The sequence below is a fragment of the Wolbachia endosymbiont (group A) of Beris morrisii genome (assembly GCF_964028185.1).
Classification (GTDB): Bacteria; Pseudomonadota; Alphaproteobacteria; order Rickettsiales; family Anaplasmataceae; genus Wolbachia.
In genome coordinates this window covers 673,337-696,471 of record NZ_OZ034760.1, presented here as the reverse complement: position 1 = coordinate 696,471, position 23,135 = coordinate 673,337, and the positions used below count along the sequence as shown (strand labels likewise).

General features: G+C 34.3%; 20 protein-coding genes. 11 read left to right on the top strand and 9 right to left on the bottom strand.

The genetic code is table 11. The features are described 5' to 3' along the window. Positions 1-289 precede the first annotated feature (289 nt). Complete coding sequence (locus tag ABWU69_RS03545) at positions 290-1,096, bottom strand: YgfZ/GcvT domain-containing protein (RefSeq protein WP_353285399.1); 807 nt, start codon at positions 1,094-1,096, stop codon at positions 290-292. Between the two features lie 174 nt (positions 1,097-1,270). On the opposite strand from ABWU69_RS03545, the gene ABWU69_RS03540 reads away from it, so the two are divergent. The 3 genes from ABWU69_RS03540 to ABWU69_RS03530 all read left to right on the top strand — a co-directional run bounded on the left by ABWU69_RS03540 (position 1,271) and on the right by ABWU69_RS03530 (position 4,230). Next, positions 1,271-1,561, top strand: coding sequence for a co-chaperone GroES (locus tag ABWU69_RS03540; protein ID WP_265035585.1), 291 nt, complete (start codon positions 1,271-1,273; stop codon positions 1,559-1,561). 100 nt (positions 1,562-1,661) lie between these two features. Beyond that, positions 1,662-3,311 carry a chaperonin GroEL gene (gene groL, locus ABWU69_RS03535; RefSeq protein WP_265025571.1) on the top strand — a complete coding sequence of 550 codons (1,650 nt, stop codon included), beginning with the start codon at positions 1,662-1,664 and terminating at the stop codon, positions 3,309-3,311. 415 nt (positions 3,312-3,726) lie between these two features. Continuing rightward, a complete protein-coding gene (locus ABWU69_RS03530; protein WP_265035583.1) occupies positions 3,727-4,230 on the top strand; it encodes a protein-disulfide reductase DsbD domain-containing protein in 504 nt (167 codons plus the stop codon). A gap of 24 nt (positions 4,231-4,254) precedes the next feature. On the opposite strand, the gene ABWU69_RS03525 is transcribed toward ABWU69_RS03530, so the two are convergent. Further along, entirely contained in the window at positions 4,255-4,551 is a 297-nt protein-coding gene (locus ABWU69_RS03525; RefSeq protein ID WP_353285398.1) for a type II toxin-antitoxin system RelE family toxin, read from the bottom strand. Positions 4,552-4,949: 398 nt separating this feature from the next. Here ABWU69_RS03525 and ABWU69_RS03520 point away from each other — a divergent pair, with 398 nt between their 5' ends. From ABWU69_RS03520 to ABWU69_RS03505, 4 genes are all read left to right on the top strand, one after another. Continuing rightward, entirely contained in the window at positions 4,950-5,213 is a 264-nt protein-coding gene (locus tag ABWU69_RS03520; RefSeq protein ID WP_265035581.1) for a hypothetical protein, read from the top strand. A gap of 243 nt (positions 5,214-5,456) precedes the next feature. Beyond that, positions 5,457-5,702, top strand: coding sequence for a hypothetical protein (locus tag ABWU69_RS03515; protein WP_265035579.1), 246 nt, complete (start codon positions 5,457-5,459; stop codon positions 5,700-5,702). 441 nt (positions 5,703-6,143) lie between these two features. Next, on the top strand, positions 6,144-7,478 hold the full coding sequence (locus ABWU69_RS03510; protein ID WP_265035577.1) for an alanine:cation symporter family protein: 1,335 nt from the start codon (positions 6,144-6,146) through the stop codon (positions 7,476-7,478). 119 nt (positions 7,479-7,597) lie between these two features. Next, on the top strand, positions 7,598-10,927 hold the full coding sequence (locus tag ABWU69_RS03505; protein ID WP_353285397.1) for a hypothetical protein: 3,330 nt from the start codon (positions 7,598-7,600) through the stop codon (positions 10,925-10,927). Here ABWU69_RS03505 and ABWU69_RS03500 read toward each other — a convergent pair. The 4 genes from ABWU69_RS03500 to ABWU69_RS03485 all read right to left on the bottom strand — a co-directional run bounded on the left by ABWU69_RS03500 (position 10,919) and on the right by ABWU69_RS03485 (position 16,364). Further along, on the bottom strand, positions 10,919-11,515 hold the full coding sequence (locus ABWU69_RS03500) for a Maf family nucleotide pyrophosphatase (protein WP_265035573.1): 597 nt from the start codon (positions 11,513-11,515) through the stop codon (positions 10,919-10,921). The genes ABWU69_RS03505 and ABWU69_RS03500 overlap by 9 nt on opposite strands. After that, positions 11,493-11,756 carry a translation initiation factor IF-1 gene (gene infA / locus ABWU69_RS03495; RefSeq protein WP_164224845.1) on the bottom strand — a complete coding sequence of 88 codons (264 nt, stop codon included), beginning with the start codon at positions 11,754-11,756 and terminating at the stop codon, positions 11,493-11,495. Before infA ends, ABWU69_RS03500 begins: the two co-directional genes overlap by 23 nt. Before the next feature lie 163 nt (positions 11,757-11,919). Then, the gene (locus ABWU69_RS03490) at positions 11,920-14,835 is read right to left on the bottom strand and encodes a hypothetical protein (RefSeq protein ID WP_265035571.1); all 2,916 of its coding nucleotides are present in this window, start codon (positions 14,833-14,835) and stop codon (positions 11,920-11,922) included. Between the two features lie 251 nt (positions 14,836-15,086). Further along, entirely contained in the window at positions 15,087-16,364 is a 1,278-nt protein-coding gene (locus tag ABWU69_RS03485; RefSeq protein ID WP_353285422.1) for an adenylosuccinate synthase, read from the bottom strand. Positions 16,365-16,544: 180 nt separating this feature from the next. Between ABWU69_RS03485 and ABWU69_RS03480 the strand changes: the two genes are divergently transcribed. Then, positions 16,545-18,191, top strand: coding sequence for a hypothetical protein (locus ABWU69_RS03480; RefSeq protein ID WP_353285396.1), 1,647 nt, complete (start codon positions 16,545-16,547; stop codon positions 18,189-18,191). Positions 18,192-18,497: 306 nt separating this feature from the next. On the opposite strand, the gene ccmC is transcribed toward ABWU69_RS03480, so the two are convergent. After that, positions 18,498-19,208, bottom strand: a complete 711-nt coding sequence (gene ccmC, locus ABWU69_RS03475; protein WP_265025583.1) for a heme ABC transporter permease CcmC — start codon at positions 19,206-19,208, stop codon at positions 18,498-18,500. Positions 19,209-19,343: 135 nt separating this feature from the next. On the opposite strand from ccmC, the gene ABWU69_RS03470 reads away from it, so the two are divergent. From ABWU69_RS03470 to ABWU69_RS03460, 3 genes are all read left to right on the top strand, one after another. Continuing rightward, positions 19,344-20,162: a pyruvate, water dikinase regulatory protein gene (locus ABWU69_RS03470; RefSeq protein ID WP_265025584.1), complete on the top strand. Its 819-nt coding sequence runs from the start codon at positions 19,344-19,346 to the stop codon at positions 20,160-20,162. Positions 20,163-20,231: 69 nt separating this feature from the next. After that, on the top strand, positions 20,232-20,360 hold the full coding sequence (gene ykgO / locus ABWU69_RS03465; protein WP_250296744.1) for a type B 50S ribosomal protein L36: 129 nt from the start codon (positions 20,232-20,234) through the stop codon (positions 20,358-20,360). Positions 20,361-20,517: 157 nt separating this feature from the next. After that, positions 20,518-20,724: a hypothetical protein gene (locus ABWU69_RS03460; RefSeq protein ID WP_353285395.1), complete on the top strand. Its 207-nt coding sequence runs from the start codon at positions 20,518-20,520 to the stop codon at positions 20,722-20,724. A 118-nt stretch (positions 20,725-20,842) separates the two neighbouring features. Here the strand turns inward: ABWU69_RS03460 and ABWU69_RS03455 are convergent, their stop codons facing one another. After that, entirely contained in the window at positions 20,843-21,748 is a 906-nt protein-coding gene (locus ABWU69_RS03455) for an Rpn family recombination-promoting nuclease/putative transposase (RefSeq protein WP_265035564.1), read from the bottom strand. Between the two features lie 217 nt (positions 21,749-21,965). Beyond that, a complete protein-coding gene (locus ABWU69_RS03450; protein ID WP_353285394.1) occupies positions 21,966-22,895 on the bottom strand; it encodes an AEC family transporter in 930 nt (309 codons plus the stop codon). Positions 22,896-23,135: the final 240 nt, after the last annotated feature.

Genomic DNA, 23,135 nt, shown 5'->3' with positions numbered 1-23,135 from the left:
GCAAAAGAAATTCCGTGTTAGCTAGTTGTCACTCTCTAATCCTGCAAATTGGCGTACTATACTGTCTTAAACGACTTATAAGCGCGTTTCAGCTTATATAGGTAAAAACCTAGAAATATTGTGAAGACATAAGGTGCACATAGTGCAAAAAATTAAAAATAAGACGCCAACTACGTTGTTTTCTTGCTGTTTAATCTGCACAGATGAAGATAACTGAATACCTTCAGTTTTATGATAAAGGGGCTGGCGAAATGTGTCAAGCAGCTTTTTCGTTTCTATATGCGCTACCTTAAGACTTCAACGTCTCAACGCACCTGACCCCACTAGCATATAAATTTGCATGGCTCTTTCCAGTATTAAGCAATGCAAGTCCAATGTTGTCTACACTAGAGCGCAGTTCCCCTATTTCCTCATTATTTTCATTTGTCACTTTAGTGCCAATATCTGGAAGTGCGTTATCCCCCTCAACAAGGTAAAGCTTTCTTCTGAATATTTCTTGTCTGCTCATTCGATTTACGACTTCCTGACCTATATAACACCCCTTATTAAAGCTTATACCGTTTACTTTATCGATTAAAAATTGCAGTGGGAACGATGAATTTTGTACCATATCTTTTGCTCCATCTGGAACGAGGTTTTGAATTCTAACTTTTTCATACTGAGTAAAATCCCCAACTGGCTCCTTTATTTCACCTTTATGTATGATCCTCATTCCTAGCAGTTTGTGCCTTGGATCTTGAAAAATAACTTGTGACTTACCACTACACTCCGTTGACTTAGTATTAAACAAAACTCCAACCTTATATAGTGCACTAACGTCTTTAATCTTCACCCTCAAATAAGTTTTAAGTAAATCTAGTTTCTCGATTATTTGCTGCAAGTGCATGTTTTCGCACTCCAAGAGGGTGTATTTACCATATTCAATAAGAAAAAAATCATATAGATATTTTCCTTGAGGGCTAAGCAATAAAGAGTAAATGGCTTTTTGGCTATCCAACTTATTAATATCATTGGTTATAATACTCTGCAGAAAATCTCTAGTGTCAGGCCCATATAGCACTATCACACCACGACTTAAGAATGGTATATAACTCATGAAATCTCCATAAATAAATCTAAATCTTATTATATAACATTAGGCTCTTTTAGAAACTGCTTTTGGCGTACATATTTTATAATGGTGTGCATATTTTACAAGCTCCAGCCCTTGAAATCTAACTTACGAGTATATATATAAAGTTATAGGTTAATTTGTTGAGAGGAAAAGCAAATGTCAAATGTAAGTTTAAATGTATTGGATGATAGCGTGCTGATCAAGCCTGTTAGCGAGGAAAAGCAAGGTGGAATTATGCTTCCATCAAGTGCTGAAAAGAAACCTACTAAAGGTGAAATTGTAGCAACTGGTGAAGGTTCACGCAACTCAAATGGCGAACGCGTAGCTTTAACTGTGAAAGCTGGTGATAAAGTGTTCTATCGTCAATGGGCTGGTACAGAAATAGAACATAATGATGAAAAGCTTATCGTGATGAAAGAGTCCGATATACTTGCTGTCATTAAATAGCAGTCTTTATTTTACTAAACTGAAACAAAGCGCAACATGGCGCATTGTAAATGGTTTTATTATAGTTTTCTAAATTTTTTATTAACAAGAGGTGATAAAAATGACTAATGTAGTAGTATCAGGTGAGCAGTTGCAAGAAGCCTTTCGTGAAGTCGCAGCAATAGTAGACTCAACGGTGGCAATAACTGCGGGACCTAGGGGAAAAACAGTAGGGATTAATAAGCCCTATGGAGCACCAGAAATTACAAAAGATGGTTATAAGGTGATGAAGGGCATCAAGCCTGAAAAACCACTAAATGCTGCAATAGCAAGCATCTTTGCCCAAAGTTGTTCTCAATGTAACGACAAAGTTGGTGATGGTACAACAACGTGCTCAATACTAACTAGCAATATGATAATGGAAGCTTCAAAGTCAATTGCTGCTGGAAACGATCGTGTTGGTATTAAAAACGGAATACAGAAGGCGAAAGATGTAATATTAAAGGAAATTACGTCAATGTCTCGTACAATTTCTCTAGAGAAAATAGACGAAGTGGCACAAGTTGCAATAATTTCTGCAAATGGTGATAAGGATATAGGTAACAGTATTGCTGATTCCGTGAAAAAAGTTGGAAAAGAGGGTGTAATAACTGTTGAAGAAAGTAAAGGTTCAAAAGAGTTAGAAGTTGAGCTGACTACTGGCATGCAATTTGATCGCGGTTATCTTTCTCCGTATTTTATTACAAATAATGAAAAAATGATCGTGGAGCTTGATAATCCTTATCTATTAATTACAGAGAAAAAATTAAATATTATTCAACCTTTACTTCCTATTCTTGAAGCTGTTGTTAAATCTGGTAAACCTTTAGTTATTATTGCAGAGGATATCGAAGGTGAAGCATTAAGCACTTTAGTTATCAATAAATTGCGTGGTGGTTTAAAAGTTGCTGCAGTAAAAGCTCCAGGTTTTGGTGACAGAAGAAAGGAGATGCTCGAAGATATAGCAACTTTGACTGGTGCTAAGTACGTCATAAAAGATGAACTTGGAATTAAGATGGAAGATCTGACACTTGATGATCTTGGTACTGCTAAAAATGTTAAAATTACTAAAGATAATACCACAGTTGTCAGCGAAAATAGCGATTCTGACAGTGTGAAAGCTAGAATCGAGCAGATCAAATCTCAAATTGAAACTTCAACTTCTGATTATGATAAAGAAAAGCTAAGAGAACGTTTAGCGAAATTATCAGGTGGTGTTGCTGTGCTAAAAGTTGGTGGAGCAACTGAAGTGGAAGTTAAAGAACGTAGAGATAGAGTTGAAGATGCGCTGCATGCAACAAGAGCTGCAATTGAAGAAGGCATAGTTCCAGGTGGTGGAGTTGCGCTTCTTTATGCTTCATCTGTTCTCGACAAATTAAAAGGTGCAAGTGACGAAGAGCAAATAGGCATAAACATTATCAAGAAAATTCTCAGTGCTCCAATTAGAAGGTTAGTTAAAAATGCTGGTCTTGAATCTGCTGTTATAATTGACTATTTGATTAAGCAGAATGATAAAGAGCTTATATACAACGTTGAGGCTATGAATTACGCTAATGCATTTACAGCTGGTGTGATTGATCCAGCAAAAGTGGTGCGTATTGCTTTTGAAACAGCGATATCTGTTGCGAGTGTGCTGATTACTACTGAATCTATGATAGTTGATGTACCAAGCAAAGAAAATGCTTCATCTCCTATGGGCGCAGGAGAAATGGGTGGCATGGGTGGATTCTAAGTAGAGTGAAACCGTGGAGCAATTGCTCCACGGTAGTTCCAAAAAATCTCACATTTTACTATTCGTTAAAGGTAATACGTTTGGTGCAGAAATGTACTACTGTTTGCATCCGTTTCACTCTTTTATATTATGGTTGTCTATAGCTAACCCAAGAAAGGTTCTCCTACGTCATACCGCCGCGGATAGATTCCGCTAACAAGTAGCGGAATGACGAATTTTTGTTTTTCAAATTGTCGGTAAATCTAAGTCAGTTTAGCTATATGTGTTTTCCACAATGACTTATTCTTTTCACCCATTTATATTACAGTTGTATATATTAGAATAATGCTATGTTAATAAATAATCTATATAATACTATTAAATATAATAATTAAAATCTAAATCACTTTCTCTATAAAAGGAGAATTTTACCTTAATGAAAATACATATATATTTAATATTGTTTTTATTTTTTTCTTGCACTCAACTATATGCTGATGAGGAAATTGCAAAATTTGATTTACTTATTGGCGAGATAAATGAAGCAAGCCTCACTCTTAAAGGTGCAATAAGGGTTACAGTAGAACCAGGCTGGCACATATATTATAAAGATCCTGGAGATTTCGGTTTTCCCACTTCTTTTGATTGTAAGGGTAACACATTAAACATAGATATTTACTGGCCTACTCCAAAGGAACATAGAGATAAAGTAGGAAGAGAGATATTTATCAGTAACGTATATGAGGATATGGTATTATTTCCCTTTAAGATGAATGTGTTTTCAAATCAAGGGTATATTGACCTTAACTTCCATATAAATTATGCGATATGTAAAGATAGGTGCATCCCTAAAAGTGCTGAGATAAAAATCAAACAGCCACTAAAGAATTTTATAAATTCTGATGTCAATGAACTTATAAATGAGTGGTATGAAAAATAGAGTTCTCAGGGGGCGAGTAAGTTATCAGTCCAGTGATAGGTTCAATAGTTTAAAAATGTTATCCCTATGTCCTATTGAAATAATAGTTACTATGCGTTTTGCGGTATTTACATGGTAATCAGCAACTTTTATTCTTCTATGTCCCTTTAATCTATTGCGTAATAATATACCATTACTAACAGGATCAGTCTCAAGACGCTCTTTTATTGCGTTTTTAATACTTGGCTTTACGTCCTGTGGTAAGGAAGGCAAATTTCTCTTAATAACATGTTTGAAATATTTAATAGTATATCGCTTATTTCCAGATGCCTTCACTATCATCTACTTCTTCTGCATCATCATCACTTAATTCTCTAATCACTTTAGAAAACGCTACATCTTCTACTTCAAGCTCGATCGCTTCTTTGACTAGCTTTCCTGTTAATTTTTAAACAGTTGTTTAGTGGCTTTAGCTAGTTCAATAAGGTGTTGTGAAGTTTCTGGGTCGAAGGTTACATTAACTCTTGAATCTGCCATAAGTTCTACCAAAGTTTATGAGTAATTATACAGCATTTTCCTGAATTTTTCAATAAAGAATTTGCAGATTAAATAATAAGAGGCATAAATCTTTTCAAAAGATATCATAAGCTATATCTCTGAAAAGCAATTATACTGATATTAGTATATCATTAATATTTACATGTTAATATTATATTGATTTTTTAATTAAGGAGTATATTATGGATATGGATAATGTGTTAAAATGCAGAGATAAATGTACGGTACTTGGTTCTGCAGATGGAAAAGGTAATAGAGCTGAGATGGTAGATATTGATTGCTTTGAAAAATGTATTTCTCAGAGTCCTCAAAATTCCCCATCTCATTCATCAAAACCAACACTTAGTGGGAAATTAACAGCTAGTGCAAATAATCTCCTTGACGAGAGCTTGAAATTATTGTCTATGGCAGATGAAATACATGATCTAGATCCAATGTATCTTTAATCACAATAAAAAAAGAAGATATTGAATATCTTCTTTTTTTTAATACGATTACTTCTATAATTAGCTACTTGAAAACAGATAACCTGTTTTTTCTGAAAATTAAGAACGATAAAAGGCATAAATCTTTTCAAAAGGTATCATAAGCTATATATTACTGCTCTGAAAAGTAATTATACTAATATTAATATAATATCTGCATTTATATGTTAAAATTATATTAATTTTTAAATTAAGGAGTATATTATGACAAAACATACACAAAAACTTGATCTACGGAATTCCATGAATAGTGAAAATGAGGTACCCATACAACATACATACGGCGATTGCGTCAAAATATGCGACCAAAGACACAATAGTGGTACGTACTGGCATAAAGTGTGCAAGCACTGGTGTAATAATACTAATTTTTCATATTCTCAACCTCATTCACAAGAAGTAACACTTAGTGAGAAATTAGCTAGCTACTGCAGACAATCTCTCTGCTGAGAGCATAAAATTATCACTTATGGCAGATGCAATACACGCTCTAGATACAATGTATCTTTAATCACAGTAAAAAAAGAAGATATCCAATATCTTCTTTTCTTTTATACGATTATTTCTATTTATCGTATATATCACAACTTCAGTATACGTGGCAGCTTACATTTAGTTAGTCAACAACGCGAACAGAGCGCAGAAAGAAGCGGAAAAATACTTTGTAGAGCTTGACACTGACTTTGACTAAAAACTGAGTATGAGAGCAGCTAGTATTATGTTAAAATAAAAATTTTTGATATGGAAAACTGGTCCCAGTATCAGCTACTTGGATGACAGGAAAGGGGTGCTAGGATGACAGAAACGAAGTCATACGAACTCCCATAGAAAATAGGTTAGGTATTTTCAACTTTTGTATGTATACTTAAGTCAAAACACTCACTTTTACAGATGGATACAGTAAAGTTTGTTTTATTACTGCCAACAATATTACTCATGCTAGTTGCTGGTGTTTACCTATCGGTTAAACTAAAATGGCTACAGATATTTAGATTACCATACGCCCTTTCACTCCTTGGAGCTAAAAAAGGAGAAAATAAATTTTCTTCTATAGCCGCCCTGTTTACAATCTTAGGGGGAAATTTAGGAGTAGGAAATATTTCAGGAACTGCTGTTGCTCTAAAAACCGGGGGACCGGGCTCTATTTTATGGATGGCGATAATTATTGTTATCACTTCTGTGATAAAATATGTCACTTGTTATCTAAGTATAAAAACCAGAAAGGAAAAGAACGGACGGTTTATAGGTGGCCCCGTAGCCTACATGGCTGATGCATTTAACTCTAGAAAAGCTACAATTGTGTTTCTAGTTGTTATGATGATGGTTTCAATAACAGTTGGTAACCTTGTTCAGGTAAATTCTCTATCAATACCACTTAACATGATAGATGTGCCTGCAGTTGTTGGTGGCATTGTAATGGCCATAATATTTTTTGTTGTTGCAGCTCTCAGCTTAAAAAAAATTAAAATTTTTATATCGGCTATGATACCGATAATGACGGTAAGTTACCTCATACTTTGCGGTATCATATTATTTAAGTTTAGTGAAAATATCCTTCCTTCTCTAAAATTAATAACAAGCAGTTTTTTTACAACTAGTAGCTTTAATTCTGGTTTATCTCTAGGTTTGATTTTAGAAATGTTGACTATTATTCAAGTCGGAACTTTGCGAGGTATTTTTGCAACAGATATAGGGCTTGGCCTCGAAGGAATCGTGCACTCTTCAATTGTTCCTAAGAAAAATAACAATAAATTTATTATTGAACAGAGCCTAATCACAATAATATCGCCTTTTATAGTTGCATTCATAGTGTTTATTACAACAATGGTACTGCTTGTCACAGATTCTTGGGTCACTGATTTAGAGAGTACTAACATGTGCATATTTGCTTTTAGAAAAGCTATGAATTGGCCCTATATTGACTATTTAATTATGGCCATAATGTTTTGTTTTGCTTTCACTACTATTTTTACTTGGTTTTTTTGCTCAAAACAGACAATACGTTATGTGTCTATGGATAATAAATACACTAAAATCTGGATTGTAATTTTTACCATGATCATTCCGCTTGGTGCGATAGGTAAAGTCCGGTTGCTATGGGATGTCGCTGATATCTCGATTGCTGCTTTGTTGTTTATCAACATACTTGCTATACTCAAGCTAACTTCTAAAGATCCAGAAGTATTCACTATGAGCAACAGATATTTAAAATTAGGCGCCAACTAAAAGTTGCCATCTGAGTAACAACACAACCTTCCTTAATAAAAATTCAACCAATGCTCGTGATAATTATATTAGCTAGTATTAGCTAGAACTAAAGGCAGAGGGTTATTAGTGAGGGGTATATGAGCACTAACGATACACAACAAGAACACATTTATAATGAGCGCATTCAAGAATTTTTTCCTTTATTTGATAAAAAGGACGACCCAATTTATAATGCTAGAGTTGATTTTAACACAGTAAAGTTTTTAACAGAACGCGCCGATTGGGATTGGAACGAAGATAAAGACAAAAATAAAGCATGTGGAGTTATTCTTCAGGAATGCGACAAGACAGCTAGACAAGAGCTTGAAGATAAAGCTAAAGAAGAGTTGAATAAATATATTACTAGTGCTAATAACATTAATGATGATGTTGAAGATAAAAAAGTTTCAATATATGGTAATCATGCAAGTATTACACTGGAGGATAACAAGAAAGAGTTCAAAATCAGCGAATTTTTAAACAGTGATTTTTGTCAGAAGAATGGAATCTCGGGATTTTCAACGTTGCATAGTGATGGAAAGAGCGGAATGCATGGTTTTGTTGCCGAGGAAGGAGGGAAAAAAATAAGACATTATGTCGTAACCGATGGTTCATATGAGATGACGCTAAATTGGTATGTGAATGGGGAAAAGTGTACTATCAAAATCAATATTGATAAAGATGGTATAGAACTTATTGAAGGTAATGGCGTTACTGAAGATCAGCTAAAAGCAAATAAAGACGTAAAAATAGGTGGTTTATTCTTGCATGAAATAGAATTCAGGGAAAAGGGACAAGGAAAAGCGAATGAGATGCAAACGTCATTTGAAAGTACTATAAGAAATGACGATATCGTAAAAGACAAAGCTACCCACATGAATCGAGGAGTTGGGTCTCAGACCCCTCCGCTGCCACCACTTAGAACTAGTTCACTACCACCTGAAAAAGATGTTTTCAATAAGCAAAGGAGGAATACCTCTGCCAAGCCTGTAAGCCAAGATGGTGGGCAAAGAGATAAACAGAATAATCCAACACCTAATAATCAGCAAAAAGGTGCAACCACTGTATCACGGTCTGATAGTGGAAACGATTTAGGCTACGGAAGTCAAGGGAAAAATCCTCAGAACAAAAAAACTCCTCCACAAGTACCAACTAGAACTAATTCACTCAAAAAAGATGTTTTCGATGAGCAAGGGAGTGGAAGCCAAAAACCAGATGGCTTGCGCGGAAATGAGCAAACACCTAATAATCAGCAAAAAGGTGCAACCACTGTATTACGGTCTGATAGTGGAAACGATTTAGGCTACGGAAGTCAAGGGAAAAATCCTCAGAACAAAAAAACTCCTCCACAAGTACCAACTAGAACTAATTCACTCAAAAAAGATGTTTTCGATGAGCAAGGGAGTGGAAGCCAAAAACCAGATGACTTGCGCGGAAATGAGCAAACACCTAATAATCAGCAAAAAGGTGCAACCACTGTATCACGGTCTGATAGTAGAGATAACTATGATTTTCCATCTTCTGATCCTTCAGATAGTTCTACTTTCACCAAGTCTGTAAGCCACAATCAAGATAATAGGCAAGAAGATGAACGGTATGACAATCCTACATTTGGACATGCTGTACCTGGAAGCCGAAAACCAGATAGAAGTGAGCAAACACCTAATGATCAGCAAAAAGGTGCAACTTCTGATCCTTCAGATAGTTCTACTTTCACCAAGTCTGTAAGCCACAATCAAGATAATAGGCAAGAAGATGGACGTTATGACAATCCTACATTTGGACATGCTGTACCTGGAAGCCAAAAACCAGATAGAAGTGAGCAAACACCTAATGATCAGCAACAACCTGAAATCCCGCAACAAGAAGGAAATAGCAAAAGCGATCTATTACAAGAGATCAGGAATTTCAAGAAAAACAACTTACGGCACACTGATGTTGATGATAGAGAAGCATCAATTGCAGGAAGTAGAAAAAATAACCCATCACCGTTAGAGACATTAAAGGACAGAATTCCTTATTCACCTTCTCCAGATCCAGATATATATAACAGTGATAACCAAAGTGCTAGTGGTGCTGAGTGGAAAGAAAGTGAACAGTCATTTTCTGTTCCAAAACCCAATAGCAAAAGTGAATCGGGCTCTTCATCTCAAATTCATGCTCAACCTCAAGTAGATCCTGAGCAGCCAAAGAGGAGCTTAGAGAACATTGAACAAAGTGATCAAACTCCGCCTGAAAATCTTCTTAAAGAAATTAGAGATAGATCACAGCAAGATAATAGAGGATTAAGGCAAGTTGATCCTACTGATAAACTGTCACAAGATAAAGAAGATGGGTTGCAAAAAGACAATTTAGCAGATGTAAAAACAGTGGAAGGTCCAACTGTTAGTGTCTCTGCTTCAACATCAAATAGTATAAGTGATTCAGGCTATATATCTCCAACTAATAATGATAGTAAATCTCAAACAGATTTAAAACAGGTAGGAAGGAAATTAGAAGAACATATTAATCTAACTCTATTTGAAGAACTTAAAAATACATTAGGTCAAGAAAATCTCGGGTTAAAACCGGCTGATCAGAGTCAGATTAGTGAAGAAACTAAAAAACGCTTGAGAGAAGATGGATTGCTAAAAGACAGTTCAACAGATGTAAAAACAAATGATTCGGGCTATTCATCTCCAACTCATGCCAATCATGAACAATCTCAAGTAAATCCTGGACAGTTAAAAGCGAGCCTAATGAATGTTGAACAAAGAGATGATACTCTACTTACGGAATTTACCAGTAAGTTGGATAAAGAAACTCAGAAGTTTCCACTAAAACCAGTGGATCAAAGAGGAATTAGTGAAGAAACTAAAAAACGCTTGAGAGAAGATGGATTGCTAAAAGACAGTTCAACAGATGTAAAAACAAATGATTCGGGCTATTCATCTCCAATTCATGCCAATCATGAACAATCTCAAGTAAATCCTGAACAGTTAAAAGCGAGCCTAATGAATGTTGAACAAAAAGATGACACTCTACTTACGGAATTTACCAGTAAGTTGGATAAAGAAACTCAGAAGTTCCCACTAAAACCAGTGGATCAAAGAGGAATTAGTGAACAAACTAAAGAACATTTATTGGCAGCCGGGTTGCTAAAAGATAGTTCAACAGATGTAAAAACAGTGGCAGAACGAGAAAATGCTGACACTAGTCCAACCGTAGATAAAAATAGCGAACTATATAAATTGCTAGAAAAAGATAAGATACAACTGGAAGTTGGAGTAATAAAAGAAGAAAGAGAAGATACTTTAACAGAACACACTGATAGTTGTGATCGCGATAGAATCGCATTAGGTAACAGAAATAAAAGACCACTGGATTGGACTAAACGTATTGCTGAGTCACAAAAAGAAAAAGATACCAATAAAGGTATTTCAATATAAATTGAGGTTAAAATAATTGCTTAGCAAACAATAGGTTTCATGCAACGGTAACCCTATAACAGAAGAGTAGGAGCCGCGTAAGAACAATACGAACATTCCAGCTAGGCCTTGTATATTGCATCCCCCTGCCCTATTTTTCCACTCTTCTGATGCTAAATAATACTTAATTTCTTGTTCACTGAGACGTTTAAATTTCACTATTGTAACCACAGTCCTGATATGTTGTTTAGATTGATCGGGAGTTAATAAACATACACTGGTGTATACTCTATGCCTTCTTCCTGATAACAAGCGGATACATTTTTCTGCTTGTTCAACGTTTTCAGCTTTAAGCAATATCCTTCTACCACAAGCAACAACTGTATCAACACCAAGCACAAAGTAATTTGGATTTGAGCTTTGTATTTTCTCCGCTTTACTTTTTGCCATACGGATTGAGTAATCCTTCGGAAGTTCCTTTTTTAAAGGGGCTTCATCTATGTCTGCTGGCAAAATTAAACCTGGCTCAATATTTATTTGTTTTAGTAAAGCTATACGCCTTTTCGATGATGAAGCAAGAATAAGACTATTTAGAGATCGTTCTGTCACTTGTACCTTTAAGCCTTCTAATGATCCGACCTTTTTTCGCATTCCTATCGTAAATGCTCATCTCAACTAACACCCTATCCCCTATAATGATGCGTATTTTACTTCTTCTCACTTTCCCTGATACATGACAGATAATCTCATGTTCATTGTCCAGTTTCACTCTAAATTCTGCTGCAGGTAGTAAAGCAGTTACTGCCCCTTCCACTTCAAAAATTGTTTTCGATTTCTCGTCTTTTATCATATGTTATATTATAATTTAATAATCTTTTTCAGTCTACTATAGATTTTAAATTATTATCAACACAAAAGACTTTTTGCACTCCACTTAAGTATTTCTCTTGCAACTCAACCCCAACCATCTTCACAATAATGCTTTCGAACCTGCATTTTTCACTTTCTCCAACCTAACCGAGAAAAGGCGAGCTACCTACGTTTCTACTCTCTGCCACCTTCTCAATAGAACTTGTAGTTATGTTGGAAGATAAATCATTATCACAATTTTCCTCATCGCTACCATATCCGCCATCAATGCTTAAAGATCTGAGTGATCTTCTCTCCCCTTCTAGTGGAACATAAGACTCATTATCAAGGCTTAAAGATCTGGATAACTCTATCTTCTTTCGTGGAGCATTGTCAGGCTCACTAGAAATGTCTCCTGTTAGAGTATAAAATTGATCGTTGAGGCTCCTTTGTCCATCAGCACGAATTTTTTCTTCCAGTCCATTAAGCATTTCTACAACTTTATCATCCCATTCATTCTCACGCTCTAGCTCGCTTCTTAACTCTTCAACTCTCCATGCTAGGTTGCATATCTCTTGTTTAGAAGATTCCTGTTGTGCTTTATACTCATCTTCCAACTCTTGCATTTGACGTTTTAAATTGCTTATAAACCGCTCCTTTTCCTTCATTATGTGTGCTGCTTGGTCTATCTCTTTTTCAAATTCTTTTAATTTGTCTTCTAATTCCTTCTTTTCTGTATTAACACCTTTCAGCTTGTCCTCTAGCTTTCTTTTTTCTTCATATACACTTTTAAGTTTTTGTGCCTTCTCCTCCAGGTTTTCTTTGAGCTGCGTTAACTCCTTGCGCATTGCATCTATTTCTGCCTTTGATCCTCGCTCCTTTTTTTCAAGTTTATCTTTTAAATCACTAGTCTGTTTTTTTAATGCTTCAATTCTTTGCTCAGCTTCTGCAAGTTTCTGATTCACTCTTTTCTTTTCTGTTTGAGCACTTTCTAGCTCATTGCTTAATGCTTGGTTTACCTCTTTCAAGCATGATAATTCTTTTTGCAGATCTAATACTTGTTTTGAAAACCGTTCTTTATCTTCCTCTATATCCTTATTAGAGCGTTCTAACTGATCAAACTTGTCCTCTAAATCAGACTTTCCTTCCTGCACATGATATAGTTCTTCTTGCGATTTCTTTAATTTACTTTTTAACTCCTCCTTTTTTGCATTAGCAACTTCCAGCTCTTGCCTTAGCTTTCCTTTTTCTTCACATACACTTTCAAGTTCTTGTGCTTTCCCTTGTAGCTCTGCTAACGCACTTGCTAACTTTTTATCTTTTTGTGCCAGTTCAGTTTGCAATTCTGTGTTTTTTTGCTCTTGCTCAATTTCTACAGGTCTCTGATCCGATACATAATGCTCATCACCAAGTCCACTATCAACGCTTGAAAATCTGCGTAATTTTTTCTTCTCTGGTGTAACATTAACGTTATCTTCATCTTCAGTGAGTTTAAGTATAAGCATTGTATCTCCTGGAAATTCCTCGTACTCGTTTTCTGGAATGTCGAATTCTGGTCTCTCTTCTCCAAGTTTATCTTGTAAATCGCTATTCTGCCTCTCTTTTACAATTGTTTGATTATCTTCTGCTTGGGTTGTTTCTAGTTTCTCCTGTAGTTGCTGATTTTCTTGTGTTAATTCATGGTGCTTTTTATTTATCACTTGCAACTCTGCTTCTTCTTGCTTCAATTCAACGTTTTCTTCGGACAGCATCTGATTATTTAAAATCAATTCATCCATTTGTTGTGAAGCAACTTCTGGTTGAGTTTCAGTGTGCTGTAAATTGACTTCTGTTTGAATTAATGCATTGCTATTAATAGAAGGAGGAGGAGGAAGGCTATTGTCAGCATCAACTTTAGGATCTAATTTCTCCTCTGGTTCTTTGTCTTGATAGGCCACTATAGATTCATTTTGAAAATTATTATTAGCAGTAGGTACAACATCAGCAGCCTCACCCTTTTTTAGTGATTTTATTACAGCATTATGTAAGGAGAGACCTTGAATATATAATTCATCGTTTTGCTTTATCAATTCTCGGATCTCCTCCGATAGCACAAAATCTTTACCATTAAATTTTAATACTTCAGTTATGCCACCACTACTCACATTCATAATCATGGTACAAATTGAAACATTCCCGAACTCATCCTTTACAGGCCAAGTGCTTGTCATTTCATAACATGCGCCTTCTTCAAATTTATAATGTCTTTCCTTACCTTCTCGATGAGCGCATATTTCACGTTTTTTATTGCAATAGATATTCAGTTCTTTCTCTTGCTGCAAAATGTCACTAATCTTTGTTGGCTCACTTCTATTGTAATTAATAAGATTGATATTCAAAACTCTATGAGCGTTATCAGTTTCTGTGTAATAAGCTCGAAGCTCTACGCCTTTTCCCTCAAAATATTTACTTGCAGCTTTTTTTCCCTGCTCTGCCAACTCTATGCATTTATCTATATCTTCCTTAAAGCTCTTATTAGCAGACTCTGTTACTGCTTTATCTATGTACGTTTTTTTAAAATCTCTATCATTTATTAGGTCATAAAAACTCCACTTATCCCCAAAAGCCCTCTGCACGTAAGTGAAATTCTTTTTTTCCTTTAGTTTTCCTAAGAACCACACCTTTTCTTTCAGATTTTTCAGTTGAAAGCTTACCCTTGCCTTTACACTAGAGTTTTTGGCAGGAATACTAACTTCTTCTAATTCTTTAAGTAATTTATTATTTTTTATAATTGAGGAGCAAAACTTTACAATAGCAGAATTTGCAAACGAAGGATCTTTTTTTATACCTTCATCAATAATTTCTTTAAAACGTGCAAATTGAGGTAGAACATAAAAATTGATTATTTCTTTTTCTGATCTTGTTTTATTAGCATAAGAGATATCACCTAATTGTGAATATAACTCTTTTAATGTATAGTAGATAAGCGTGGAGTAATAAACCTCCCTATTCAGTAAAGTTGGTCCAATACACTTTTCAAGTTGATTACTTGTTTTTCCTGCCTCTGCTGTTTTTTCTTTCTTAGCCAAACTTCCAGTCATAATACGCCTCCTTAACTATATTTATATTATACCAATTAACATATATTAAAAAAAATCAAACTGTATAATCTCGTTCTACACTAACTTTTATGATTACTTAATTGTGTAAAAATAACTGCAAGTGTTAACCTTGAGCTTTTATCTTTCATTATACACTGCTCACTATACGTTTACACTACTACCTTGCATAATAGACTATTCGAAGTTACGCAAGTATTTTTTTTTATTGGATAAAAGTTAACAAGACGTTTTCAGAAATCTTTAAGCTCAATAACATCCTCTCTTTTTGGACTAGTTGAAATTAGATGAATTGGTACACCTATTAATTTTTCTAACTTGTCTATATATTTTATTAAATTGATAGGCAATGCTTCAATCGACCTTTTACCTTGAGTATTTTCTTTCCAGCCAGGAAACTCTTCATATATTGGCTCTAATTCCTCCTGTATTGAATGCGATGCGGGTAAATAATCATACATTTTCCCGCTATACTTGTAACCAGTGCATATTTTAATTGTATCAAAAGAATCAAGCACATCTAATTTGGTTAATACAATGCTTGAAACTCCAGAAAGTTGCACAGCCTGGCGCACTAAAACTGCGTCAAACCATCCGCAGCGCCTTCTTCTATTGCTCACTGTTCCAAGCTCCTTGCCTATAGTAAATAAGCTATCTCCAATCTCGTTCTTTTGCTCAGTAGGGAATGGACCATTGCCCACTCTTGTTATATAAGCTTTTACCACACCAATAATGTAAGCATTGGAGGCTAATCCTGAGCCTGTTATTGCTTGCGACGCTACAGTATTACTTGAAGTAACAAAAGGGTAAGTTCCGTGGTCGATATCTAAAAATGTGCCTTGGGCGCCTTCAAATATTATTTTCTTACCTTCTTTCACAAAGTCATTTAATATCCTCCACACAGGTTTTTTATATGAAAGAATTTTTTTTGAAATCCCTTGAATTTCTTTTAATATTTCTTCTTTTTTAACCACCTGGTAGTTAAGGCCTTTTCTGATAGCATTGTGGTAATTCAGAAGAGTATCCACTCTTTTATTGAGCTCATCTGCGTTTTCTAAATCACAAAGGCGTATAGCTCTCCTTCCAACTTTATCTTCATAACATGGCCCTATTCCTTTGTTTGTTGTACCAATTTTGCGATTTCCGTTTAAATCTTCAAATAGCTTTTCCTTGTCCTTATGTACGCTAAGTATTAATGGACAGCTTTCAGATACTATCAAATTATTGGGATTGATATCCATCCCTTTAACTTTCAATAACTCTATTTCTGAGATTAGAGCATGTGAATCAAGAGCAACACCGTTTCCTATGATAGATATTTTGCCCGTTCTCAAAACAGCAGAGGGCAGTAAATTTAATTTATAAACCTCATCATCTACTACTATAGTGTGCCCTGCATTATTTCCTCCCTGAAATCTCACAACTACATCTGCATTCTCAGAAAGATAATCTACTATTTTACCCTTGCCTTCGTCACCCCATTGCAGACCAACAATTACAATATTATTCATCATTATTTTCTAGATTAATACATAAATGTTAATATAGTACGCTACAAATGAAAAGAGAAATCTACGCCTTTCCTGCACCTCTTAAATAAAGAAATATACTGTCGATTTTCTTAATATATTACCAAATTATTCATCATTATATGATACAACTTACAGCATATTTACAGTAAGGTGTTATTTATGAAAGAGGCAAAGGGGAAAAATAATAAGAGTCCAGTAGTTAGATTAAAGGCCACAGCTAAAGAGTTCAATTTTAGTAAATTAAGAGCAGATCAAGATAATAAATTAGCGAATTCTGGTGAAACAATGTTCTTAGATTTTCAAAGGATGAATTTTATTATTAACGGAAAAGAAATAGATAAAAATCTTATTATTGCATTTAAGGAAGGAGCTAAGCACCGCAAAAGCGAACTTTTTAATAGTGATGATATATATAATGACGAAATATTTAACAAAAAAGGAACAAGAGAAATAGATACGGATCATGGCAAAGCATTTGTTGCTTCAGTACTTGAAGATATTGAGAAAGAGCTTGTAAGTGATACATTGGATGAGCTATACTGCAAAGATCCCAAAACTGCCAATCATCAAAAAACCGATTCATATAAGAAAGAATTTGAAGAATTTTACAATGCTGGCCACGGGTATATCCATCTATTACCTACAGAGAGAGATGAAAACAAGGATTACCGTTCCTTTGCAAAAGAAGTTTTCAAAAAAATGTTTAGATACGCTGGAGCAGAAGTTCCAAGTGATGCTATTTTAGAAGAGCTAGTCACCAATTGTAATCAAGCAGGGTATGAGGCTGCTCCATTTATACAAACCCAACTTGCACTTGGACAGTCGTTCATAGTAGAAAATCCTAAAAAAGTAATAAACATTGATTGTGCTAACCAAAATAATGTGAGAATTAGATCTGATATGAGGCTACCAATACTCTCTGTTGAAAATCAAGTTATGCATGGCGATAAGATATGTAATCTGCCCAGTTCATTGGAATTTACAATTGAATCTCACAATGGTGAAGACTTTGTAACATACAGAGATGGTAAATTGTCACTTACTATTCCTAAAGAGTTAAAAAATTATAAAGATAATGGCAAGAGCTTGTTTGACATTATTAAAGAATATTTTCAGAAATTCTGTGCAAAATTAGGATTTAAACCTGAGACAAAAATACAAATAGAGCATGGCTTCGGTGCTCAAAGTAACTATTTAGATGGTACAATATCAACCACAGGATCAGATGCAAATGAAGAGTTTATCAATCTTTTAAGCGAAAATCTCAGAGAGAGGTTCTTGGGGTTAGGACTTGCTCTAGAAGATGTTAATGATCTTGTTGAAGTCAGAGTATCTACAGTTATGGATCTATTGAGTGATTATGCTAAATTGGAAGATAATAAAGAAAACAGAGAGTTATTAATAAGTGAAGTAGCAGATAATTTAGGGCTTTCCTTTCAAGGTAAAATAACATCAGAAGTATTGAAAGAGTTTGATGATGAAATGTTAATGCATACAGAAGGTATAGATAATAACATAGGTCAACATATAATGGAATTAGGCTCTTTACCTTCTTTGATAAGAGGCCATATTAATCATAATCAAGTGCAGTCTGTTGTAAATACTTTTATTAAGTTAATTATTGAAGGGAAAAGCGAAGTATACAAAGAAAAAAATGCAATTAATGCAATTTATCAGAAGGTAGATAAGGCAATTGTTGAGCAAGAAAAAAGAGCAACCAACAAACAAGATATAGAAAATGATAAATGGACAGATAAAATAAAAAAACAGAGATTATCTGTGGAATCACATGAACACTTACATTAAAGATACTAGTAGGCTCTTTAAATATTTTAGAGTTCATGGTTACAACGGTTGCTATTTTACAGTGCACCTCATCGTAAAAACTACGTGCCGTTGCATCATATGTTTCAAGAACGTTGGTAAAATGTTCAAGTTGATCTCGATTCAATACCTGATCTATTCTAGTTAGTTGGTCATTGCTGCTTTTAAAATTAGTTAGATCACATAACATAGCACGTTCTTCAGTTTCAGCAGGCAAGTATTTAAAGTGACCAAAGATATTTTGCCTAATTTTCTCTAGCATATTTACCTGTATACTTACAAAGCTACCTAATACCGCATACTGATTTCTCTCTTTATTTTGTACGAATTAATCAAATGCAGTGAATACAGTATCCACACTACTAAAAAAAATGTGGCACAAAACATAAACATTACAATGAGTGGCAACAGCAAAGAACCTTCTATTGCTACTCCACCTCTTCTCAAAATGCTTGCAGGCTGGTGGAGAGTAGACCATAAATTCACGGAAAATTTTACTATAGGAATATTTATAGCACTAAAAATGGCAAATACTGCTGCTGATTTTTCTGCCCTCGCTTCATTGTCAAAAGCGCTCCACAATGAAAGGTAGCCAACATATAGGAAAAATAAGATCAACATTGAAGTAAGCCTTGCATCCCATACCCACCAGGTGCCCCAGGTTCCTTTTCCCCAGATGCTGCCTGTGATTAAGCATATTGCAGAAAAGATTGTCCCTGCAGGAGCAGCAGCATGTGCCAAGACACTAGCAATGCTATTGTTCCACACTAATGAAATGAAACTGAGTGAAGCAATTAATCCATATATTCCAAGAGCAAGCCATGCAGAAGGCACATGAAGATACATAATTCGTACAATTTCTCCTTGTTTATAATCTTCTGGGGAGAAGAATAACGCCAAAAACATTCCAATCAAAAAACATGCGAAACAAATAACCCCAAGCCAAGGTAGAGCTTTCTTAGAAAAATAAGAGAAATTTGTAGGCTTTAATAAAAACATTCGTTTTGAGAATAATTGTGTTAAGAATTTACCAATTAGTTTGAGTTTTATCAACAGGATAGTTTTTCTATATTTACGTAGGTCAACAAATTAGCATAATTTCAGTAGCAGATTGCTAGCTATTATTTTTAGTATATGACCCTTAAAAAGCTTAATCTACATTTAGTATCAGATTCAAGTGGTGAAACTGTTATATCAGTTGCAAAATCAGCCCTGAAACACTTTCGTTCTATAGAAACGATCGAATATGTTTGGTCTTTTGTAAAAGGAGAAGAGCAGATTGACAAAATTCTGGAGGAAATTAATAGGAAAAGTGATGAGCATAATTTTGTTATATGCACTATTACTGATGATGAGCTAAGAAAATATCTAAAAGATAACTGTATAAAGTTGAAAATTCCCTATAGAGCAATATTATCACATATTATTAGAGAAATTTCGTCTTATCTTGAAATTGAAAAAGACGAAAAGCTTGACTTGCATACTGAGATAAATAACGAATATTTTCAGCGCATTGAGGCAATAAACTACACTATTAATCATGATGATGGACAAAATATTCAAGATATTGATAAAGCAGATATAATTTTGGTTGGAGTTTCACGCACATCAAAATCTCCCACCAGTACGTATTTAGCTTACCGAGGCTATAAGGTTGCAAATATTCCTTTTGTTAGTGGAGTACCCTTTTATGTCGACTTGGCAAAATTAAAAAATAAACTAACGATAGGGGTAACAATAGACGTAAGTAGGCTAATAGAAATACGCAAAAATAGACTTACTTCAATTAACAACGAAGATAATAATATATATGCTAACCCTGAGAAAGTAGAAAAGGAAATTAAAGAAGCAGAGGAACTATTTAAGCAGAATAACTGGCCAATTATTGATGTCACGCAAAAGTCAATCGAAGAAGTATCAGCAACAATTATACAATATTTTAATAAAATGTGAAAAATTTATCAATTGACTAACTCTCTGTAAGTGATCATAATATAAGGTAATTTAGTTCTTACTATAGATATGAAAGTCAAGAGTTCGCTAAAATCTCATCGTAACAGAGATAAAAATTGTAAAGTTGTGAAAAGGGGTGGTAAGATTTACATTATAAATAAGGTAAAGCCAAGGTGTAAAGCGCGTCAAGGTTCTTAGCTTTTTGTTCACCTTTTCATGTTATATATTTCTTGTATGTGAAAGTACGGTGCTTATATCTAAAAAGAAGCAAAAGTTGCTGTGTTTAAGCGCAGCCTTACTCATTTCTTCTCTTACATTATATTTCAGCATTAGCACAATTACAGGCAAACGTGGCTTGTTGACGTTAATCGATTTAAAAAAAGAAATTGAGTACAATGAACTTTTGCTGAAGGATATCTCTTTTGAAAAGGAAAAGTTGGGTAACAAAGTATTCGGCTTATATGAAAAAAGCTTGGATTTAGATCTGCTTGATGAGCAAGCAAAAAATGCTTTAGGTTATGTGAACCCTAATGAACTTATGGTTGTTCTTGACGTGGAATAGCAGTATAGAACAGATCAGATCTCCCTACGTCATACCGCCGCGGTATCTCGTTGTAGATTTCACTAACAAGCAGCGGAATGACGGGTTACCAAATTGTAGGTAAATCTAAGGTAACCGTTCACAGATTTCCACTTAATTCTTCAATCTCACTAATAGAAAGGCCAGTAAACTTGACAATAGTGTTGACATCAACATTATTAGCCAACATTGTTTTTGCAACTTCAATTTTTCCTTCAATTTTTCCTTCAGTTTTTCCTTCCTCTTTACCAATTTTGTTGCCTTTTTCAGTAGCAAGATCAAGTCTGTATTCAAGAATGGCTTCTTCTTTCCGTAGATCCATTATCCTTTCTTCGTAAGCTACTAAATCTTTTTCGTTCCAACGAAACTTGTCTAACTCATCATATGCTAGCTTTATTATTGGTGCTTTTTCTGCTATCTCTTTTAAGTCCTCTTCTGTTGTTTCTTCTGCGTATTTAAAAAAGAAACACCACCTTTCTACTATACTTTCTAACTGCTCTACTTTACTTTTTGAAAATTTGGGCAATTCTATAAAGATAAATTGAAAATCTTTTAAGTAATGTCCATTAGTTTTTATATCACGTATATTATGAGTAGAGATATAACCAACTTCTTCAGGAAGTAAGCTACAATTTGATATAGCAATAAAGAAGACTTTCTTTAAATCAATGTAGTTGCCAGATTTATCTAATTGTCTTGAATAAGCCTTAGCAGCATACAGTTGGGCACGTTTCTCAAAGCCCTTGTCTCTAGCGAGCTGCATTTCTGCTATATATCTATTTCCGTGAGAATCCTTGCAGAGAACATCAACAATACTTTGTTTATCAGAGGCAACTTCGGGATCCATAATAGTGCTAAGAAACTCAACTTCTTGTATTGCATTTATCTCAGTAAACCCTAAAATATCGTTCAAAAAGTGGATCAGGATATTCTTATTTTTTTCCGTTCCAAAGATTTTTTTGAAACACAAATCATTGCGAGGATCGAGAAATTTTGAAAGAGCCATAGCAAAAGTGCTTAAAAATATTAATAATTATACACTATTATTAATAATTATTCAATCATATTTTTGAAGATAGCTATAGCTATACCGCCGCGGCACTAACTAGTAGCGGAATGACGGGTTACCAAATTGTAGAAGTTGCTTTAGCTATAAATTCAAGTTTTATCAATGTCTTGTGTTGTTACCCAAATAATGGTTGTGCAAGCGCTTGAATTTTTGATCAAAAAAGAACAAGTTTGGTAAAAAATAATGATATTATTAGTGGAACATAAAACAGTCCCACTGCAGTACTGATTAGAAGCAATAGAGTAGCTTTATCTGGTTGATAATTCAAAATATTAGCAAGTATTATACTGGACCCAGAAACTGGAATAATAGCCAGCAACATCAGTGCTTTATATATGCTCTCATCGTATATACCTATAACATGCTTGTCTAAAAGGACAATTCCTAGAACAAACAGTGGCCAGAATACGTACTTTGCTGTAATAGTGATCAAAGCAAGCTTCCAATCTACTTTAAAGCTTGCAATATTTGCAATGCTCACTCCAAGTAGCACCATTCCTAGTGTAACAAATGTACTTCTAATGTTCATCATAACATCTGTTAAAAAAGTAGGTATTTGTATATCGTATATACTTAAAAAGAAGCCCAGAATCATCGCATAAAGCGAAGGAAGTTTGAACAACTTTAATATGCATTCTTTTGCGGTATAAATACCATTTGCGGCTATGTAAAATCCTAAGCTATTTTCAAACAATGCCATCCCTATATAACAAACAACATATACAGATACTGAATCTTCATCAAATAAAGCCATGGCAATCGGCAGGCCAAAATAACCCATACTTGTGCTGCCCGAGCTAAATGCTAATATGTTTCTTGTGTTATCCTTAAATAAAAAAGAAGAAAGATAATACACTGATAAGGACATAGTGCTACCTATAAACCATATCAAAATCGGCAGAGAAATTACTTTTAAATTAACTTCTGTATGAGAGACTCCATATAAAATCACTATTGGATTAGCTATATAAAAGAGTATTTGAGATAGAGTGTTTCTATCAATTTTAAGACATTTTCCTGCTAAATAACCAATAAACATCGTAATATAAACAGGTAATATTTTTAGAAAAAGAGTAAAGAACATACTAGCCTATTGTGATACTTTTGACTGATAAAGTGATATTAGATCTTAAGGTATTGTAAAAGTAAACAAAATTTATTTTCCAATTTATCCAGCTCATAGTTAATTAAAAAAGATTCACTTAGTGCCAAAATTTGTTTTTATATAGGACTTAAGAATGATATTTTTATGATAAAATTATGTTAAGTTTCTGTAAAGCTTCTTGCATATTTTTAAATAATGATGAAAAATTAAACTGCTTGT

What these genes read in the sequence shown, in the direction of transcription:
- ABWU69_RS03450 (WP_353285394.1), bottom strand. Translation starts at nt 22,895, where the DNA reads ATGTTCTTTACTCTTTTTCTAAAAATATTACCTGTTTATATTACGATG.
- ABWU69_RS03525 (WP_353285398.1), bottom strand. Translation starts at nt 4,551, where the DNA reads ATGATAGTGAAGGCATCTGGAAATAAGCGATATACTATTAAATATTTC.
- ABWU69_RS03530 (WP_265035583.1), top strand. Translation starts at nt 3,727, where the DNA reads ATGAAAATACATATATATTTAATATTGTTTTTATTTTTTTCTTGCACT.
- ABWU69_RS03545 (WP_353285399.1), bottom strand. Translation starts at nt 1,096, where the DNA reads ATGAGTTATATACCATTCTTAAGTCGTGGTGTGATAGTGCTATATGGG.
- ABWU69_RS03520 (WP_265035581.1), top strand. Translation starts at nt 4,950, where the DNA reads ATGGATATGGATAATGTGTTAAAATGCAGAGATAAATGTACGGTACTT.
- ABWU69_RS03490 (WP_265035571.1), bottom strand. Translation starts at nt 14,835, where the DNA reads ATGACTGGAAGTTTGGCTAAGAAAGAAAAAACAGCAGAGGCAGGAAAA.
- ABWU69_RS03515 (WP_265035579.1), top strand. Translation starts at nt 5,457, where the DNA reads ATGACAAAACATACACAAAAACTTGATCTACGGAATTCCATGAATAGT.
- ABWU69_RS03485 (WP_353285422.1), bottom strand. Translation starts at nt 16,364, where the DNA reads ATGAATAATATTGTAATTGTTGGTCTGCAATGGGGTGACGAAGGCAAG.
- infA (WP_164224845.1), bottom strand. Translation starts at nt 11,756, where the DNA reads ATGATAAAAGACGAGAAATCGAAAACAATTTTTGAAGTGGAAGGGGCA.
- ykgO (WP_250296744.1), top strand. Translation starts at nt 20,232, where the DNA reads ATGAAAGTCAAGAGTTCGCTAAAATCTCATCGTAACAGAGATAAAAAT.
- ABWU69_RS03455 (WP_265035564.1), bottom strand. Translation starts at nt 21,748, where the DNA reads ATGGCTCTTTCAAAATTTCTCGATCCTCGCAATGATTTGTGTTTCAAA.
- ABWU69_RS03540 (WP_265035585.1), top strand. Translation starts at nt 1,271, where the DNA reads ATGTCAAATGTAAGTTTAAATGTATTGGATGATAGCGTGCTGATCAAG.
- groL (WP_265025571.1), top strand. Translation starts at nt 1,662, where the DNA reads ATGACTAATGTAGTAGTATCAGGTGAGCAGTTGCAAGAAGCCTTTCGT.
- ABWU69_RS03505 (WP_353285397.1), top strand. Translation starts at nt 7,598, where the DNA reads ATGAGCACTAACGATACACAACAAGAACACATTTATAATGAGCGCATT.
- ccmC (WP_265025583.1), bottom strand. Translation starts at nt 19,208, where the DNA reads ATGTTTTTATTAAAGCCTACAAATTTCTCTTATTTTTCTAAGAAAGCT.
- ABWU69_RS03510 (WP_265035577.1), top strand. Translation starts at nt 6,144, where the DNA reads ATGGATACAGTAAAGTTTGTTTTATTACTGCCAACAATATTACTCATG.
- ABWU69_RS03470 (WP_265025584.1), top strand. Translation starts at nt 19,344, where the DNA reads ATGACCCTTAAAAAGCTTAATCTACATTTAGTATCAGATTCAAGTGGT.
- ABWU69_RS03480 (WP_353285396.1), top strand. Translation starts at nt 16,545, where the DNA reads ATGAAAGAGGCAAAGGGGAAAAATAATAAGAGTCCAGTAGTTAGATTA.